We start from the raw sequence: 14,973 nt of genomic DNA, 5'->3' as shown, positions 1-14,973 counted from the left end.
ATGGTGGCGGAATAAAAAAGCCATAAAAACTCCGGCTGCGCGCAGGTTACTCCAGACGCGGGGTCGAGCCAAGTACAGGCTAGGACGGTGTGCACACGGTTGTTGTACTGCAGCAACTGGAAAAAAGCGCCGGCCTCGGCGATGGCGCCGGCGCCGGCGCTTGGCCGCCAGCCCCGGTCAACGCTACAATCGAAGCCATTTAGCCGAATTCCAAGGACGCACCATGCGCGCATCGCAGTTTTTCATTTCCACTCTGAAGGAAGCTCCCGCCGACGCCGACATCACCAGCCAGAAACTGATGATCCGCGCCGGCTTCATCCGCAAGCACGCCGCCGGCATCTATTCCTGGATGCCGATGGGCCTGCGGGTGGTGCGCAAGGTCGAGAACATCATTCGCGAGGAAATGAACCGCGCCGGCGCGCTTGAACTGTCGCTGCCGGTGGTGCAGCCGGCCGAGCTGTGGCAGGAAACCGGCCGCTGGGACGCGATGGGCGCCGAGCTGCTGCGCTTCAAGGACCGCCACGAGCGCGATTTCGCGCTGCAGCCGACCGCCGAGGAGGTGATCACCGACATCGCCCGCCGCGAGCTGCGCAGCTACCGCGCGCTGCCGAAGAGCTTCTACCAGATCCAGACCAAGTTCCGCGACGAACGCCGTCCGCGCTTCGGCGTGATGCGCGGCCGCGAGTTCACCATGAAGGACGCCTACTCCTTCGACCGCAGCGCCGACGATGCCGGCAAGAGCTACGAGAACATGTACGCGGCCTACCGCCGCATTTTCGACCGCATGGGCCTGACCTACCGCGCGGTGGCGGCCGACACCGGCGCCATCGGCGGCGACCGCTCGCATGAGTTCCAGGTGATCGCCGACACCGGCGAGGACGCCATCATCTACTGTCCGACTTCGGAATACGCCGCCAACATCGAGCTGGCCGAAGCGCTGGCCCCGGCCGGTGAGCGCCCGGCCGCGTCGGCCGCGCTCTCCAAGGTGCACACCCCCAAGGTCAAGACCATCGCCGAGCTGGTGGACTTCCTCAAGATCGACATCAAGCAGACCGTCAAGGCGGTGGTGGTGGAGGGCGAGCAGGGCGACGCGGTGCTGATGCTGGTGCGCGGCGACCACGAGCTGAACGAGGTGAAGGCGCAGAAAGTGGCCGGCATCAAGAACCCGCTGACCTTCGCCAGCCCGGCCGCCATCCGCGCCGCTTTCGGCGCCAACCCCGGCTCGCTGGGCCCGGTGGGCTTCCAGGGCCGCGTGATCGCCGACCGCACCGTGGCCAAGATGGCCGATTTCGTCATCGGCGCCAACGAGGACGACCAACACTACACGGGCGCCAACTTCGGCCGCGATTGCGCCGAGCCGGAAGTGCTGGACATTCGCAACGTGGTGGCAGGCGATCTGTCGCCGGACGGCAAGGGCGTGCTGGCGATCCAGCGCGGCATCGAAGTGGGCCACGTGTTCTATCTCGGCACCAAGTATTCGGCAGCGATGAACGCCACCTTCCTCGACGAGGACGGCAAACCCAAGCCGTTCGAGATGGGCTGCTACGGCATCGGCGTCACCCGCATCCTGGGCGCCGCCATCGAGCAGAACTACGACGACAAGGGCATGATCTGGCCGGACGCCATCGCGCCGTTCTCCGTGGTGATCTGCCCGGTGGGCTATGACCGCTCCGAGGCGGTGAAGGAAGCCGCCGACAAGCTGTATGCCGAACTGGCGGCCCGCGGCGCGGACGTGATCCTGGACGATCGCGGCGAGCGCCCGGGCGCGATGTTCGCCGACTGGGAGCTGATCGGCGCGCCGCACCGCGTCACCATCGGCGACCGCGGCCTGAAGGAAGGCAAGGTCGAGTATCAGCAGCGCCGCGACGCCGAGGCGACCGCGGTGGCCGCCGATGCTATTCTGGAGCATATCGTCGGCAAACTGGCCTGATGAAGACACGCCTGCTGTTTCTGCCCCTCTGCCTCGTGCTGGCGCATGCGCCGGCATGGGCCGGCGCGCAGAAGGAGGAGGCGCTGTCGGCCAATGTGGCGTCGGCGATGAGCCGCTCGGTGTCCGACGTCAACGCGCCCCGGCTGGTGTTCGACGATGCCCGTCAGGGCCGGGCCTGGCTGGCCGAGATGTCTGCCCGGCTGCAGAAGCGCATCCCCGATCCGTGGGTGCGTGAACGCCTCCTTACCGCCATCCAGTACGAGTCCACCCGCGCCGGGCTGGACCCGCAGCTGGTGCTGGGGCTGATCCAGGTGGAAAGCGGTTTCAACAAGTACGCGATCTCCGGCGCCGGCGCGCGCGGCCTGATGCAGGTGATGCCGTTCTGGACCCGCCATATTGGCACGCCGCAGCACAATCTGTTCGACCTCAGCACCAATCTGCGCTACGGCTGCACCATCCTGCGCCATTACCTCGATGTCGAGCACGGCAACCTCTATCGCGCGCTGGGCCGCTACAACGGCAGCCTGGGCAAGCCGGAATATCCCAATCTGGTGATGGGCGCCTGGAAGGCTCGCTGGCATTGGGAAATGCCAGCCGCGTTGCGGACGGCGTCGCTGCCATGAAAAAACCGGCCTGTCGGCCGGTTTTTTTCGCGCTTCAGTCTTCCTGCGCCTGCAACATCTTCTTCAGCAGCCGCGCCAGCGTGGCGCGCTCTTCCGCGTCCAGCATGTCCATCAGTTCGGCCTCGGCCGCCAGGTGGTGGCCGGCGGCGTCCTCTATCACCTGGAAACCCTTGGCGGTGAGGGTGACGATCACGCCGCGGCGGTCGTCCGGGTCGGGCGAGCGGCTGACCAGCGCGGCCTCTTCCAGCCGGTTGATGCGGTTGGTCAGCGCGCCGGACGAGATCAGCACCATGCCTTGCAGCTGGTTGGGCGAAAGCTGGTAGGGTTCGCCGCCGCGGCGCAGCGCCGCCAGCACGTCGAATTCGCCTACATTTAAATTGTGCCGGGACAGATCTTGCAGCACCCGGCGGGTGATGAAGTATTCCATCCGCACGATGCGGCCGATGATCTGGGTGGAGGAGGTATCGAGGTCGGGACGGACTTCGTTCCACAGGGCGACGATACGGTCAATCTGGTCTGGTACTTGCTGCATGCTGCTGGTTCCTGATCCAAAGGTAAACGCGGCAAACGGGACGGGCGCAAGAGTATCACGACTTGAAAATATACTATCTTCATTTAAAGACAAGTTGTTGAGGGCGGCTAGCTCGGCTTGCGGCGGGATCGAGATTTGCCTGGGCAGGCAAACGGGGTTATATTTGCAAGTGAAGATTCTTTATATGAAGATAATTGCCGGAGGTGGAACGCCGCCGGCGCGATACAGCCGCGGCATGCGGCGGGAGTGAAGCTTGAAGACAGCGGTGCGCGGCGATGTGCTGACTTTCCGGGGCAACCCGTTCCGGGAGGCCGAACAGGACAGCCTGGTGTTCCAGCGCGATGCGCTGGTGGTAATGGAAAACGGCCGCATCGCGGCATGCGGGCCGGCGGCGCAGCTGTTGCCGACGCTCGGCGCCGACGCGGTCTTGGCGCATTATCCCGACCATCTGATCCTGCCGGGCTTCATCGACTGCCATGTCCATTATCCGCAGACCGAGATGATGGCCGCCTATGGCGAGCAGCTGCTGGACTGGCTGCAGCATTACACCTTCATCACCGAGCAGGGTTTCGCCGACGAGGCCCACGCTCGCGAAGTGGCGCGGGTATTCCTCTCCGAGCAGCTGCGCAACGGCGTCACTACCAGCTGCGTGTTCGGCACCGTGCATGCCGGCTCGGTGGATGTGCTGTTCGAAGAGGCGGCGCGCATCGATCTGCGCATCCTGGCCGGCAAGGTGTGCATGGATCGCCATGCGCCGGACGCGCTGCTGGACACGCCCTTGACCGCCTACGAGGAATCGCGCGCGCTGATCCGGCGCTGGCATGGCCAGGGCCGCGCCGAATACGTGATCACCCCGCGTTTCGCTCCCACCTCCAGCCATGGCCAGCTGGAAATGCTGGGCGCGCTGGCGGCGGAGTTTCCCGACGTGCCGATCCAGTCGCACATCGCGGAAAACCTGGACGAAATCGCCTGGGTAAAGCAGCTGTTCCCCGATTGCCGCGATTACGCCGGCGTCTATCAGCGCTACGGCCTCTTGCGGCCGCGCGCGATCTACGGCCATGGCATCCACCTGTCCGACACCGAGCTGGAGATGTTCCACGCCAGCGGCGCCGTGCTGGCGCATTGCCCGACCTCCAATTTCTTCCTGGGCTCCGGCAGCCTGGACCTGCGCCGCTGCGTGCTGGGCGATCGCCCGGTGAAAGTGGGCCTGGGCAGCGATCTGGGCGCCGGCACCAGCTTCTCCATGCTGCAGACCATGAACGGGGCCTATATGGCGGCGCAGAGCCACGGCAAGCCCTTGTCCGCCGCGCAGGCCTTCTATCTGGCCACCCGCGGCGGCGCCGAGGCGCTGGGCATAGCCGACCGCGTTGGCAGCGTGGAGGCAGGTATGGAGGCTGATCTGGCGGTGCTGGACTTGCGCTCCACGCCGCTGCTGGATTTCCGCATGCGCTACGCGAGGGATCTGGGCGAGGCGATGTTTGTGCAGATGATGCTGGGAGACGACCGCGCGGTGGCGGCGACCTATGTGGCGGGAAAACGAGTTTACCAGCGGCAGCCAAACTGATTGTCTGCGGCGGCATGCCTCCCCATGGAGTGGGCGCGCGGCGCGGCAGCGCTATGGATTGTGGATAATTTCCATTTTTCCCGATGTTTGTGGATAAGCCCACAGCGTGGCGCGGATGGCTATGATTTTGCGAGAAAGGTCAGAATGACCGACAGTGCCGAGTCGCTGGCCTCATTCAATACGTCGTGGCCGGCGAATTAAGCAAGTGCGCATGTTTCGCGCGAGCCTGAAACTGGCTCATCTCGTCCAGTTCTAACAGGAAATCGCGACTCCCACCCGAATCAACAAAGTAGGGATGGAGATCTGGCTAATGCTCTCATTGGGCTAGTCTTGGCCTGATTCATCTAGCCAGAGAGCTTTGCCTTCTTGAACCAGCCGGTCGAAATCTGGCTCGGGATTGACCCGCTCATAGTGATCGACCGCGTCAGGAAACCGTAGCCGCCATGAGCGACTATCGATACGGGCATAACGATGCCGAGCCGGCGCCCCGGCAAGCAAGCGCCGGTGCGCGCCGGCAGCGATCAAATGGCTGATGCGCGGATGCCGGGCGGCTGCCAGTCTAAATGCCGCGATGCCGAGAACGATGGCGTCGGGCAAATCAAGCTGTTCGCATAGCGCGGCTACATCCGCTTGGTAGCGCCGTTAGCTGAGCGCATCGCTGCCCAATGTGGAACGCCCTTGGCCTCGCAAATCCATTCCGACCAAGCGCAAGCTCGATGGCAAGCGTTCCAGCAAGGCATTGCAGACCGTCAAACATCCAAGCCCGCCGTGCAGAAACAGCAAAGGCTGGCTCGCAGGGTTGCCGCACTCTTCATAATAAATTTGCGCATGGTCTACTGACAAATGGCCGCCATTTTCATGGGTAAAAGGAATAAATAATCTCTGAATGTTTTGCATTTGAATTTTATGCCTTTGGCTTGACAGATTTTGTCAGCAGCGGCGCGGAACCCCCTTACTGCCTCATCGCCACCGCAATCCGGGTGAAGGCGTTCATCAGCGCGATGGCGAAGGTAAGGTCGGAGATTTCCGCGTCGTTGAAGTGTTCGCGCAGCGGTTGATAGACGCTGTCCGGCGCGCGGCTGTTGGCCACGCCGGTGACGGCTTCAGTCCAGGAGATGGCGGCCGCCTCCCGCGGCGAGAGAACTTCCGCTACGTCCCAGCCGGCCAGCGCGTCCAGCTTTTCCTGGCTTGCGCCGCGGCCGCGCAGCGCCTTGCTGTGCAGTTGCAGGCAGAAGGCGCAGCCGTTGAGCTGGGCCACCCTCAGGTAGACCAGCTCCACCAGCGACAGCCCCAGGCTGCTCTCCGACAGCGCGTTCTTGCAGGCGATCAGCCCTTGATAGGCCTTGGGCGATAGCTTGGCATAGTCGATTCTCATCATGTCATCCTTTCTGGTTGAGCGCCTGTTGAAGCGGCGGCGCAGGCGCGCCGCCGCTTCAACAGGCGCTGGGTGAGTTTGCGCCCGGCCGCGCCAGCAGCTCCGCGCCGGGAGCGACCCGCTGGGCCGACAGCAAGGCGCGCTGCCAACGGGAAACGAATCCGGCTTGCAGGTCCGGGCTTAGCCTGCGGACCCAGGCGGTCATCCGCAGCGAGAGCAGCAGGCGTTGGCGTAGGGTTTGGCTCAATGGCGGCGATCTGCATTGGTTTCGATGAGCGGAGTCTAGTAAAAAGATGATTGTGAAAATAGAATCAAAAAATCAATTTCAAATTCCATTTTTGCAATCATGCTGGATGATCTGGATCTGTTTGTGGCGATTGTGGATGCCGGCAGCTTAAGCGCGGCCGCCAAGCGGCATGGCATGCCGGCGCCGACGCTGACCCGGCGCCTGCAGGCGCTGGAAGCGAGGCTGGGCTGCAAACTGCTGAACCGCAGCGCGCGGCGCATGGTGCCGAGCAACGAGGGTTGGCAATATTACGAGCAGTGCAAGCCGCTACTGAGCGCGCTGCGCCAGGCTACCGATTCGCTTGATGCGACGCTGAACCGGGTGGAAGGGCTGGTCAAGGTGATGGCGCCGGTCAGCATGGCCAACGGCCTGCTGCTGCCGGTGTGGCAGCGTCTGCTGCAGCGCCATCCGCAGGTGAGGCTGGAGCTGCTGCTGAACAACGGCATCGGCGACGTGCTGGAGGCGGGCGCCGATCTGGCGATCCGGGTGGGGCCGCAACCGGATTCGCAATTGAACCAGCGCCGGCTGGGGCAGGTCAGCGCGGTGCTGGCCGCCGCGCCGTCGTATCTGGCGGCGCGCAGCTGGCCGCAGTCGCCGGGGCAACTGGCCGGGCACGACCTGTTGCTGACCACGCCGCTGCAAAACTGGAAGCTGCATCATGTCGACACCGACGAGCCGCAGCCGTTGCCGGACGGCGCGCGGCTGTTGGTCAACGATATGTTGCTGGGGGTGAGCCTGGCGGAGGCTGGCTGCGGCATCGTGTTGTGTCCGCTTAGTCAGTGCCGTCGCCAGTTGGCGTGCGGCAGCCTGCTGCGGGTGATGCCGGATTGGCGGATTCCGCCGCGGCCGGTCTATGCGCTGTGGCCGCAACGGCGGGCACTGCCGGCGCGGGTGCGGGCGTTGCTGGACATCCTGCTGGAGTTCGCGGCTGAGGAGCCGCTGTTGCAAGCGTGAGCCGGTTCAGGCCTTGCCGCCGCGCGTCGGTTTGGGCAGCAGCACCAGGCGGGTGCCGGCCAGACGGTCGTGCAGGTGGCGCTTGTCCTTGTCGTAGTAGCGGGCGAGGAAGGGCAGCAACCACCAGATCAGCGCCAGCCATTTGACGGCGGGATGGTCGCCGTAGCTGCGCTGCCAACCGAGGTAGGAAACCACCGGCAGGCCGATGAACAGCATGGCGGCGATCAGGAAGCGCGCCAGCGCCTGCTGCCAGCGCAGCAATTGGCCGTCGGCGGACACCAGGCGGATGTACCAGGTCTTCATCGCCACCGTCTGGCCGCTCCTGGTCCAGCAATAGCCGAAGTAGGCGAACAGTGCGGCGGCCACCACCAGCTGGATCAGCGTGTGCAGCAGAACCGAGTCCCGGCCCAAAACCAGCTGCAGCGGGGTGAGAGCGGCGCTGACCACCAGCATGATGGCGACCAGCAGCAGCGATTCGTAGAACAGGCTGGCCAGGCAGCGGGACAGGCTGGGGACGGTGGATGGGTTCATTTGGTTTGCGAGGCTTCCGGTATGGCGCTGCGTTCGCGCAGGCGCCGCATCACCAGTTCGCGCTGTTCCGGCGGCAGCTGCTGCAGCTTTTTCCAGTTGGCGCGGATCTGGTCGCGCTGCGGCTGGCTCAGCTCGGACCAGGTTTTCAGTTTCTGCCGCACCCGCTGCTGCTGCTGGGGCGGCAGGCCGATGAAGCGGGGAACGATGGCCAGCAGGTTGCGTTTCTTGTCTGGCGCGTAGCGGTTCCATTCCGCCGCCAGCGGCGACAGGACTTGCTGCTGTTCGCTGTTCAGTTGGTCCCAGAGCGGGTCGGCGGGAGGGGAGGCGTGCGATGACTGCGGGACGAGCAGGCTGGACAGGGAGAGCAGGGCGCAGGCCAGGCGTCTGGCCTTATTCATGCAGCCCCCGGCTGAAATTGGGCTCCAGCAGGGAGTTCAGCGGCAGGTCCTGCGACAGCACCGCGGCGTCCACCGCCTCGCTTTCCACCAGCAGGCCGTCCAGCAGCATCAGGCCGGCGCCGGTGACCACGGCGAAGCCCAGCGCCGCGCCGCCGCGCTTGATCAGCACGGTATGGCGCTGCGCCCATAGCGCCAGCCTTTCCTGCAGGCTGATGTTCTCGGCGGCGCGCTGATCGAAGCGCTGCATCGCCCGGACGCGGGCCAGTTTCAGGCGCTCCAGCTGCTCATGGGTGGGTTCGGCGGTGGGGGTGTCCAGAATACGGGTGATGCGGGCTGGCAAATGGTCGCCCTGGCTATCGTTGGCATGATTCATAGCAGTACTCCCTTTTGCGCAAGAATGGCGGCCAGGGTGTGGTTGGCGCGCGAGCAGTGCGTCTTGACGCTTCCCTCGGAACACCCCATCACCTGGGCGGTTTCGGCAACATCCAGTCCCTCCCAGTAACGCAGCAGGAAGGCCTCGCGTTGACGGGCCGGCAGGAGCTGCAGCGACGCGTCTATCATCAGCGCCACTTCCTTGCGCTGGTACCATTGCTCCGGATTGGTGTGCGCCTCGTCGGCGGCCACATCCAGGGTTTCCAGCGGATCGAGGCTGTCATCCTCGGCATGGGTGGGGATCAGCGAGGACAGCAGGGTGCTGACGAAGCTGCGTACCTTGCTGCGTCGGTAGTGATCGCGGATGGTGTTCTGCAGGATGCGCTGGAAGATGAGCGGCAATTCCGCGGCCGGCGCGTGGGCGTAGCGGTCGGCCAGTTTCATCATCGAGTCTTGCACGATGTCCAGCGCATTGTCTTCCTGGCGTACCGCGTACAGCGCTTGCTTGAAGGCGCGTTTTTCTACCGACTGCAGAAAGTCGGCCATTTCCTTGCGGCTTGCCATCTGTGCGTTTCAGGTTGATGCCAACCTGGGATGTTAACAGAGCAGGAATCACTAGGCTAGCACGAGTTTTTCTCCTGAAATAACCGTGATTTAGCGCTTTTTTGCACCTGCACAAAAGCACTTGACCATGCTTTGAGCAATACGATAAGGTCTTTGAGCAAACGGGATGAAATCAACATGAAATAGAGGCGATATGCAGATATCGGGCGCCGAAATAGTAGTCCGCTGCCTGCAGGAAGAGGGGGCCGAGTTCGTATTCGGCTATCCGGGCGGCGCGGTACTGGAAATCTACGATGCCATCTTCCGGCAAGACAAGTTCAAACACGTGCTGGTCAGGCACGAACAGGCGGCGGTGCATGCCGCCGACGCCTATTCGCGCTCCAGCGACAAGGTGGGCGTGGCGCTGGTGACCTCTGGTCCCGGCGCGACCAATGCCGTCACCGGCATCGCCACCGCCTATATGGACTCCATCCCGCTGGTGGTGATCTCCGGCCAGGTGCCTTCGCCTGCCATCGGCCTGGATGCGTTCCAGGAGGTGGACATGGTGGGCATCACCCGTCCCTGCGTGAAGCACAACTTTCTGGTTAAGGACGTGGGCGAGATCGCCTCCACCATCAAGAAGGCGTTCTACATCGCCAAGAGCGGCAGGCCCGGTCCGGTGGTGGTGGACATTCCCAAGGACATCACCCAGCAGCGCGCGGAATTCCATTACCCGGAAAGCGTGCACATCCGCTCCTACGTGCCGGCCACCCGCGGGCACAGCGGACAGATCAAGAAGGCGGTGAACCTGCTGCTGGACGCCAAGCGTCCCTTCATCTATGTCGGCGGCGGCGCGGTGCAGGGCCGCGCCGAAGCCGAAGTGACCGAGCTGGTGCGCTCGCTCAATCTGCCGTGCACCAACACGCTGATGGGCCTGGGCGCCTATCCGGGCTCAGACCGCCAGTTCCTCGGCATGCTGGGCATGCACGGCACCTATGAAGCCAATATGGCGATGCAGCACTGCGATGTGCTGGTGGCCATAGGCGCGCGCTTCGACGACCGCGTGATCAGCGTGCCGTCGCATTTTCTCGGCCGGGCCAAGAAGATCATCCACATCGACGTCGACCCGTCGTCGATCTCCAAGCGCGTGCGCGCCGACATACCCATCGTCGGCGACGTCAAGCTGGTGTTGAAGGAGATGCTGGAGCAACTGCGGCAGTCCGGCCAGAAGCCGGACGGCTCGGCGCTCAACCAGTGGTGGCGGCAGATCGAGGAATGGCGCGGCCACAACTGTCTGCTGTACGCCCCGTCCAGCGAGCTGATCAAGCCGCAGTACGTGGTGGAGCAGCTGTACCAGATCACCGGCGGCCAGGCCATCGTCACCTCCGACGTCGGCCAGCACCAGATGTGGGCGGCGCAGTACTACAAGTTTGACCGTCCCAAGCAGTGGCTGAACTCCGGCGGCCTGGGAACCATGGGCTTCGGCCTGCCGGCGGCGATAGGCGCGCAGCTGGCCAACCCCGGCGCGCAGGTGGCCTGCATCACCGGCGAGGGCTCGATCCAGATGAACATCCAGGAGCTGTCCACCGCCAAGCAGTACCACACTCCGGTGAAGGTGCTGGCGCTGAACAACCGTTACCTGGGCATGGTGCGGCAGTGGCAGGAGTTCTTCTACGGCACCCGTTACTCGGAGTCGTACATGGACGCGCTGCCGGACTTCGTCAAGATCGCCGAGGCCTACGGCCACGTCGGCTTCCTGGTGGAGAATCCGTCCGATGTGGAGCCGGTGCTGCGCGAGGCCTTCAGCGACAAGCTGAAGGAGCGCCTGGTGTTCATCGACTTCCGCACCGACCAGTCGGAGAACGTGTTCCCGATGATCCAGAACGGCAAGGGCCTGGATGAGATGGACCTGCCGCCGCACATGCGCGACATCCAGCAGGTGCCTTTCGAGAACAACCGTGACTACGGCAATATGTGCTAAGGCGGGCGGCATGCGACATATTTTATCCATACTTCTGGAAAACGAAGCGGGGGCCCTGTCCCGCGTGGTGGGGCTGTTTTCGGCTCGCGCCTACAACATCGATTCGCTGACAGTGTCCACCACCGAGGACCCGACGCTGTCGCGGATGACCATCGTCACCCACGGTTCCGACGAAGTCATCGAGCAGATCACCAAGCAGCTCAACAAGCTGATCGAGGTGGTCAAGGTGATAGACCTCAACGAATCCGAACACATCGAACGCGAGATGATGCTGATCAAGGTCCGCGCCGTAGGCAAGGACCGCGAGGAGATGAAGCGGATGGCCGACATCTTCCGTGGCCGCATCATCGACGTGACGGAAAAGACTTACACCATCGAGCTGACCGGTACGAGCGAAAAGCTCGGCGCCTTTATCGAGGCGGTGGACCGCACAGTGATCCTGGAAACGGTCCGTACCGGCGCATCCGGCATTGGTCGAGGCGAGCGGGTTCTGAAAATCTGAGCGGGGCTTTGCAGTCCCTTAGCAAACAAATACCAAGGACATTAGAGAATGAAAGTTTATTACGACAAGGACGCCGATCTCTCCATCATCAAGGGCAAGAAAGTGGCCATCATCGGCTACGGCTCGCAAGGTCATGCCCATGCGCAGAACCTGAAGGAATCGGGCGTCGACATCGTGGTCGGCCTGCGCAAGGACGGCGCGTCGTGGAAGAAGGCCGAAGCGGCCGGCCACAAGGTGAAGGAAGTGGCCGAGGCGGTGAAGAAGGCCGACGTGGTGATGATCCTGCTGCCGGACGAGTCGCAGCCGGACGTCTACCACAAGGACATCGCCCCCAATCTGAAGAAGGGCGCGGCGCTGGCCTTCGCCCACGGCTTCAACATCCATTACAACCAGATCGTGCCGCCGGCCGACGTCGACGTGATCATGGTGGCGCCCAAGGGCCCAGGCCACACCGTGCGCTCCGAATACCTGAAGGGCGGCGGCGTGCCGACCCTGATCGCCGTATACCAGGATAAATCCGGCAAGGCGCGCGACGTGGCCCTGTCCTACGCCGCGGCCAACGGCGGCACCAAGGGCGGCGTGATCGAGACCAACTTCCGCGAGGAGACCGAGACCGACCTGTTCGGCGAACAGGCGGTGCTGTGCGGCGGCGCGGTGGAGCTGGTGAAGGCTGGTTTCGAGACGCTGGTGGAAGCTGGCTACGCGCCGGAAATGGCCTACTTCGAGTGCCTGCACGAACTGAAGCTGATTGTCGACCTGATGTACGAAGGCGGCATCGCCAACATGAACTACTCGATCTCCAACAACGCGGAGTACGGCGAGTATGTGACCGGCCCGGAAGTGGTGACCTCGGCCACCAAGGAAGCGATGAAGAAGGCGCTGTACCGCATCCAGAGCGGCGAATACGCGAAGATGTTCATCCTGGAAGGCAAGACCAACTACCCGAGCATGACCGCCCGCCGCCGCCTGACCGCCGCGCATCCGATCGAGAAGGTCGGCGCCGAGCTGCGCGCGATGATGCCGTGGATCGCCAAGAACAAGCTGGTGGACCAGTCGAAGAACTGAGCTGTCGGTTTGAACTGCTGTTGTGAGAAAGCCGGGCGCGATGCCCGGCTTTTTCATGCGCTCGGTTGGATCACTCGGTCGGGAAGGCCGGCACCGCTCCGCTTTGCCAGACGGCGGTGATCAGGTTTTGCAGATTGAACATGCTGTCGTAGAAGCTGTTCGGCATCATGTTTTTCGGTTGCGCGGTGTTGAAGCCGGTTTGCAGCTCGGAGATGAAGCCGCGGAAGCCGCTGCTCAGCTGGTTTTGCGCCGTCGCCTGCACCGCCAGTTGCTGCTTGTCGGGATGGGGGATCAGCGGATAGGTGGCGGGAGTCCATGGCGACAAGCCGCCCTGGAGAATATCCAGGATCAGATTGAATTTCAGGAAATGGCTCTGCGCCGGATCGAAATCGCTGGGGTCGTAATTGGCCGGTTTTTCCTTCGGCGGCTGGTCCTTGGGCGGAATCTCCTCGGTGGAGCGGTTGCCTTCGCCCTGTTTGACGATTGCCTGCATCGCTGCCAACGCCTCGTCCAGGCTGTTGATGATCTGGCTGAAACCGACGCTCGTGTGATTCTTCTGGCTGTAATCGGTGAAGTTGGCTTGTTGCTTGTCATTCTTGGTGGCGCCGATGTATAGCGTCTTCCATTGCTGGCTGATGGCGATTTCCAATGCCTGGTACAGCTCGCCTATCGAGTTGTAGCGGGTCTGCTTGTTCCAGTCCGGCTTGCCGGGCGGTTCCGGCAACTCGATCACACAGAACAGCTTCAGCTGGTTGACGTCCAGCGCGCCCAGCTTGACCTGGTAGCCGGCGTATTTGGGCGGCACATCCGGCTTGAGGAAGGGAATGCCTGCCGTTTCCTTGTAGGTGGGGAAGGGATAGCGGGGCGCATAGCCCAGCGCGTTGCACAGGTTGGAGACCAGTTCCAGGTGCAGCATCTCCTGGATCACCACGCTTTCGATCAGCTTGGCCGCGGCGGGGTAGGCTTTTTGATTGCCGGCATCCAATCCCTGCACCGAGTAGAGGGCGGTCAGGTACAGCGGAATGGTCCACAGTTCGACATCCACCGCGGCCTGCAGGTTGTCGTACAGTTCCTGTTTGCTCCAGGTGGCGGGATTGCTGATCCTCATGTTCAGTATGTCGGCGATGTGCATGGCTGGAATCTCCGGTTCGGCATCAAATGAAAGGCGCTCGCGGCTACCGGGCGTCGGCCAACGCCATGGCGCGGCAGCGGGAAGGCCTAATCATTTTTGGATAGCCAGCCATGCATTCCAATCGGATAGTTATTTCTACCTAGTAGCAAATTGTCTGCAGATTTCGAACCGCATGGCTTGCCGGACAAGAAAAAACGCGGCTGCAAGCCGCGTTTGTCCGATTGAGACCGCGCAGGCGAACACTCAGTCCGCCATCGCCTCGCCCAGCCTTACCGGGCTGGCGGCGCGCCACTGCCGGTTGAAGGCCAGCGGTCCTTGCGGGAACAGCAGCACCACGGTGGAGCCCAGCAAGAAGCGGCCCATCTCCTCGCCCTTGGCAAGGCGGATGTCCTGAGCGCGGTAATCCCACTTATGCACATCCGGCCGGCGCGGCGGGTTGACCACGCCGTGCCAGACGGTGGCCATGCTGCCGACGATGGTGGCGCCCACCAGCACCATCACGAAAGGTAGACCCTGATTGTCCTCGAACAGGCACACCACCCGCTCGTTGCGGGCGAACAGCCGGTCCACGCCGCGCGCGGTGGCCGGGTTGACCGAGTACAGATCGCCAGGCACGTAAGTCATCTCCAGCAAGCGTCCATCGCAGGGCATATGGATGCGGTGGTAGTCGCGCGGGCTGAGATAGATGGTGGCGAAGCGGCCGTCGGCGAAACAGGCGGCCAGCTCGGCGTCGCCGGCCAGCAGCGCCGTCGCGCTGTAGTCGCGGCCCTTGGCCTGGAAGATGCGGCCGCTGTCTATCGGCCCCAGCTGGCTGACCGCGCCGTCCACCGGACAGACCAGGCGCGCGTCGGCCAGCTGCCGCGCGCCGGGCTTGAGCGCGCGGGTGAAGAAGTCGTTGAAGCTGGCGTAGGACGCCGGGTCGCTGTTTTGCGCTTCGCTCATGTCCACGTTGTAACGGGCGATGAAGCGGCGGATGGCGGCCGTGGTGAAGCCGCCGCCTTTCCAACTGGCGAAGCAGCCGGCGAGTCGGGTCAGCACCAGCTTGGGCATCACGTGCTGCAGCAGCACGAACAGGCGTTCGGACACGGGCATTTCCTGATGATGGGTTAACCGCCCATTATATCGCAGCTAAGCACGGCTGGCCCGCCGTCAGCCGATGACGCGGCGCTTTCGCGCGGGCTATGC

The 14,973-nt window shown here is 63.4% G+C and carries 18 protein-coding genes; 7 read left to right on the top strand and 11 right to left on the bottom strand.

Going from position 1 to position 14,973, the window contains the following annotated elements; translation table 11 throughout:
- Nucleotides 1-223: 223 nt before the first annotated feature.
- Together BI344_RS02725 and BI344_RS02720 are read left to right on the top strand one after the other, a co-directional pair.
- A complete protein-coding gene (locus BI344_RS02725) occupies nucleotides 224-1,930 on the top strand; it encodes a proline--tRNA ligase (protein WP_071111417.1) in 1,707 nt (568 codons plus the stop codon).
- Entirely contained in the window at nucleotides 1,930-2,553 is a 624-nt protein-coding gene (locus tag BI344_RS02720) for a lytic transglycosylase domain-containing protein (protein WP_071111416.1), read from the top strand. The genes BI344_RS02725 and BI344_RS02720 overlap by 1 nt, the downstream gene beginning before the upstream one ends.
- A 34-nt stretch (nucleotides 2,554-2,587) precedes the next feature.
- Here the strand turns inward: BI344_RS02720 and BI344_RS02715 are convergent, their stop codons facing one another.
- Nucleotides 2,588-3,085, bottom strand: a complete 498-nt coding sequence (locus BI344_RS02715) for a MarR family winged helix-turn-helix transcriptional regulator (RefSeq protein ID WP_071111415.1) — start codon at nucleotides 3,083-3,085, stop codon at nucleotides 2,588-2,590.
- 253 nt (nucleotides 3,086-3,338) lie between these two features.
- Here BI344_RS02715 and guaD point away from each other — a divergent pair, with 253 nt between their 5' ends.
- Entirely contained in the window at nucleotides 3,339-4,649 is a 1,311-nt protein-coding gene (gene guaD, locus BI344_RS02710; RefSeq protein ID WP_071111414.1) for a guanine deaminase, read from the top strand.
- A gap of 324 nt (nucleotides 4,650-4,973) precedes the next feature.
- Here the strand turns inward: guaD and BI344_RS23655 are convergent, their stop codons facing one another.
- Genes BI344_RS23655 through BI344_RS23645 form a run of 4 tightly spaced genes read right to left on the bottom strand, consistent with a single transcriptional unit; the run spans nucleotide 4,974 to nucleotide 6,271 of the window.
- Complete coding sequence (locus BI344_RS23655; protein ID WP_139166863.1) at nucleotides 4,974-5,246, bottom strand: hypothetical protein; 273 nt, start codon at nucleotides 5,244-5,246, stop codon at nucleotides 4,974-4,976.
- Nucleotides 5,247-5,291: 45 nt separating this feature from the next.
- Nucleotides 5,292-5,546 (bottom strand): alpha/beta hydrolase family protein, encoded by a 255-nt coding sequence (locus BI344_RS23650; RefSeq protein ID WP_139166862.1) that lies wholly within the window; start codon nucleotides 5,544-5,546, stop codon nucleotides 5,292-5,294.
- Nucleotides 5,547-5,601: 55 nt separating this feature from the next.
- Nucleotides 5,602-6,024, bottom strand: coding sequence for a carboxymuconolactone decarboxylase family protein (locus BI344_RS02705; RefSeq protein ID WP_071111413.1), 423 nt, complete (start codon nucleotides 6,022-6,024; stop codon nucleotides 5,602-5,604).
- A gap of 58 nt (nucleotides 6,025-6,082) precedes the next feature.
- Nucleotides 6,083-6,271, bottom strand: coding sequence for a hypothetical protein (locus BI344_RS23645; protein ID WP_139166861.1), 189 nt, complete (start codon nucleotides 6,269-6,271; stop codon nucleotides 6,083-6,085).
- Nucleotides 6,272-6,370: 99 nt separating this feature from the next.
- On the opposite strand from BI344_RS23645, the gene BI344_RS02700 reads away from it, so the two are divergent.
- Entirely contained in the window at nucleotides 6,371-7,264 is an 894-nt protein-coding gene (locus BI344_RS02700) for a LysR family transcriptional regulator (protein ID WP_071111412.1), read from the top strand.
- A 6-nt stretch (nucleotides 7,265-7,270) separates the two neighbouring features.
- Here the strand turns inward: BI344_RS02700 and BI344_RS02695 are convergent, their stop codons facing one another.
- The 4 genes from BI344_RS02695 to BI344_RS02680 are packed head-to-tail and all read right to left on the bottom strand — an operon-like array spanning nucleotide 7,271 to nucleotide 9,129.
- Complete coding sequence (locus tag BI344_RS02695) at nucleotides 7,271-7,795, bottom strand: RDD family protein (protein WP_071111411.1); 525 nt, start codon at nucleotides 7,793-7,795, stop codon at nucleotides 7,271-7,273.
- Nucleotides 7,792-8,193, bottom strand: a complete 402-nt coding sequence (locus BI344_RS02690) for a DUF3106 domain-containing protein (protein ID WP_071111410.1) — start codon at nucleotides 8,191-8,193, stop codon at nucleotides 7,792-7,794. The genes BI344_RS02695 and BI344_RS02690 overlap by 4 nt, the downstream gene beginning before the upstream one ends.
- Complete coding sequence (locus BI344_RS02685; protein ID WP_071111409.1) at nucleotides 8,186-8,566, bottom strand: DUF3619 family protein; 381 nt, start codon at nucleotides 8,564-8,566, stop codon at nucleotides 8,186-8,188. Before BI344_RS02685 ends, BI344_RS02690 begins: the two co-directional genes overlap by 8 nt.
- Entirely contained in the window at nucleotides 8,563-9,129 is a 567-nt protein-coding gene (locus tag BI344_RS02680; protein ID WP_071111408.1) for an RNA polymerase sigma factor, read from the bottom strand. Before BI344_RS02680 ends, BI344_RS02685 begins: the two co-directional genes overlap by 4 nt.
- A gap of 193 nt (nucleotides 9,130-9,322) precedes the next feature.
- On the opposite strand from BI344_RS02680, the gene ilvB reads away from it, so the two are divergent.
- From ilvB to ilvC, 3 genes are read left to right on the top strand one after another with little or no spacing between them, the layout of a single operon-like run.
- Nucleotides 9,323-11,089, top strand: coding sequence for a biosynthetic-type acetolactate synthase large subunit (ilvB, locus tag BI344_RS02675; RefSeq protein WP_071111407.1), 1,767 nt, complete (start codon nucleotides 9,323-9,325; stop codon nucleotides 11,087-11,089).
- A gap of 10 nt (nucleotides 11,090-11,099) precedes the next feature.
- Nucleotides 11,100-11,591, top strand: a complete 492-nt coding sequence (ilvN, locus tag BI344_RS02670; protein ID WP_071111406.1) for an acetolactate synthase small subunit — start codon at nucleotides 11,100-11,102, stop codon at nucleotides 11,589-11,591.
- A 48-nt stretch (nucleotides 11,592-11,639) separates the two neighbouring features.
- On the top strand, nucleotides 11,640-12,656 hold the full coding sequence (ilvC, locus tag BI344_RS02665; protein WP_021478383.1) for a ketol-acid reductoisomerase: 1,017 nt from the start codon (nucleotides 11,640-11,642) through the stop codon (nucleotides 12,654-12,656).
- A gap of 70 nt (nucleotides 12,657-12,726) precedes the next feature.
- On the opposite strand, the gene BI344_RS02660 is transcribed toward ilvC, so the two are convergent.
- Nucleotides 12,727-13,788: a ferritin-like domain-containing protein gene (locus tag BI344_RS02660; protein WP_071111405.1), complete on the bottom strand. Its 1,062-nt coding sequence runs from the start codon at nucleotides 13,786-13,788 to the stop codon at nucleotides 12,727-12,729.
- 243 nt (nucleotides 13,789-14,031) lie between these two features.
- The gene (gene asd, locus BI344_RS02655) at nucleotides 14,032-14,880 is read right to left on the bottom strand and encodes an archaetidylserine decarboxylase (protein ID WP_241499237.1); all 849 of its coding nucleotides are present in this window, start codon (nucleotides 14,878-14,880) and stop codon (nucleotides 14,032-14,034) included.
- Nucleotides 14,881-14,973: the final 93 nt, after the last annotated feature.

It is taken from the genome of Chromobacterium sphagni (genome assembly GCF_001855555.1).
GTDB classification, from domain to species: domain Bacteria; phylum Pseudomonadota; class Gammaproteobacteria; order Burkholderiales; family Chromobacteriaceae; genus Chromobacterium; species Chromobacterium sphagni.
Note: the sequence above shows the minus strand (reverse complement) of the source record. Positions and strands in the feature narration are given on the sequence as shown.

What these genes read in the sequence shown, in the direction of transcription:
- BI344_RS02725 (WP_071111417.1), top strand. Translation starts at nt 224, where the DNA reads ATGCGCGCATCGCAGTTTTTCATTTCCACTCTGAAGGAAGCTCCCGCC.
- BI344_RS02720 (WP_071111416.1), top strand. Translation starts at nt 1,930, where the DNA reads ATGAAGACACGCCTGCTGTTTCTGCCCCTCTGCCTCGTGCTGGCGCAT.
- BI344_RS02715 (WP_071111415.1), bottom strand. Translation starts at nt 3,085, where the DNA reads ATGCAGCAAGTACCAGACCAGATTGACCGTATCGTCGCCCTGTGGAAC.
- BI344_RS23650 (WP_139166862.1), bottom strand. Translation starts at nt 5,546, where the DNA reads ATGCAAAACATTCAGAGATTATTTATTCCTTTTACCCATGAAAATGGC.
- BI344_RS02705 (WP_071111413.1), bottom strand. Translation starts at nt 6,024, where the DNA reads ATGAGAATCGACTATGCCAAGCTATCGCCCAAGGCCTATCAAGGGCTG.
- BI344_RS02700 (WP_071111412.1), top strand. Translation starts at nt 6,371, where the DNA reads ATGCTGGATGATCTGGATCTGTTTGTGGCGATTGTGGATGCCGGCAGC.
- BI344_RS02695 (WP_071111411.1), bottom strand. Translation starts at nt 7,795, where the DNA reads ATGAACCCATCCACCGTCCCCAGCCTGTCCCGCTGCCTGGCCAGCCTG.
- BI344_RS02690 (WP_071111410.1), bottom strand. Translation starts at nt 8,193, where the DNA reads ATGAATAAGGCCAGACGCCTGGCCTGCGCCCTGCTCTCCCTGTCCAGC.
- BI344_RS02685 (WP_071111409.1), bottom strand. Translation starts at nt 8,566, where the DNA reads ATGAATCATGCCAACGATAGCCAGGGCGACCATTTGCCAGCCCGCATC.
- BI344_RS02680 (WP_071111408.1), bottom strand. Translation starts at nt 9,129, where the DNA reads ATGGCAAGCCGCAAGGAAATGGCCGACTTTCTGCAGTCGGTAGAAAAA.
- ilvB (WP_071111407.1), top strand. Translation starts at nt 9,323, where the DNA reads ATGCAGATATCGGGCGCCGAAATAGTAGTCCGCTGCCTGCAGGAAGAG.
- ilvN (WP_071111406.1), top strand. Translation starts at nt 11,100, where the DNA reads ATGCGACATATTTTATCCATACTTCTGGAAAACGAAGCGGGGGCCCTG.
- ilvC (WP_021478383.1), top strand. Translation starts at nt 11,640, where the DNA reads ATGAAAGTTTATTACGACAAGGACGCCGATCTCTCCATCATCAAGGGC.
- BI344_RS02660 (WP_071111405.1), bottom strand. Translation starts at nt 13,788, where the DNA reads ATGCACATCGCCGACATACTGAACATGAGGATCAGCAATCCCGCCACC.
- asd (WP_241499237.1), bottom strand. Translation starts at nt 14,880, where the DNA reads ATGCCCGTGTCCGAACGCCTGTTCGTGCTGCTGCAGCACGTGATGCCC.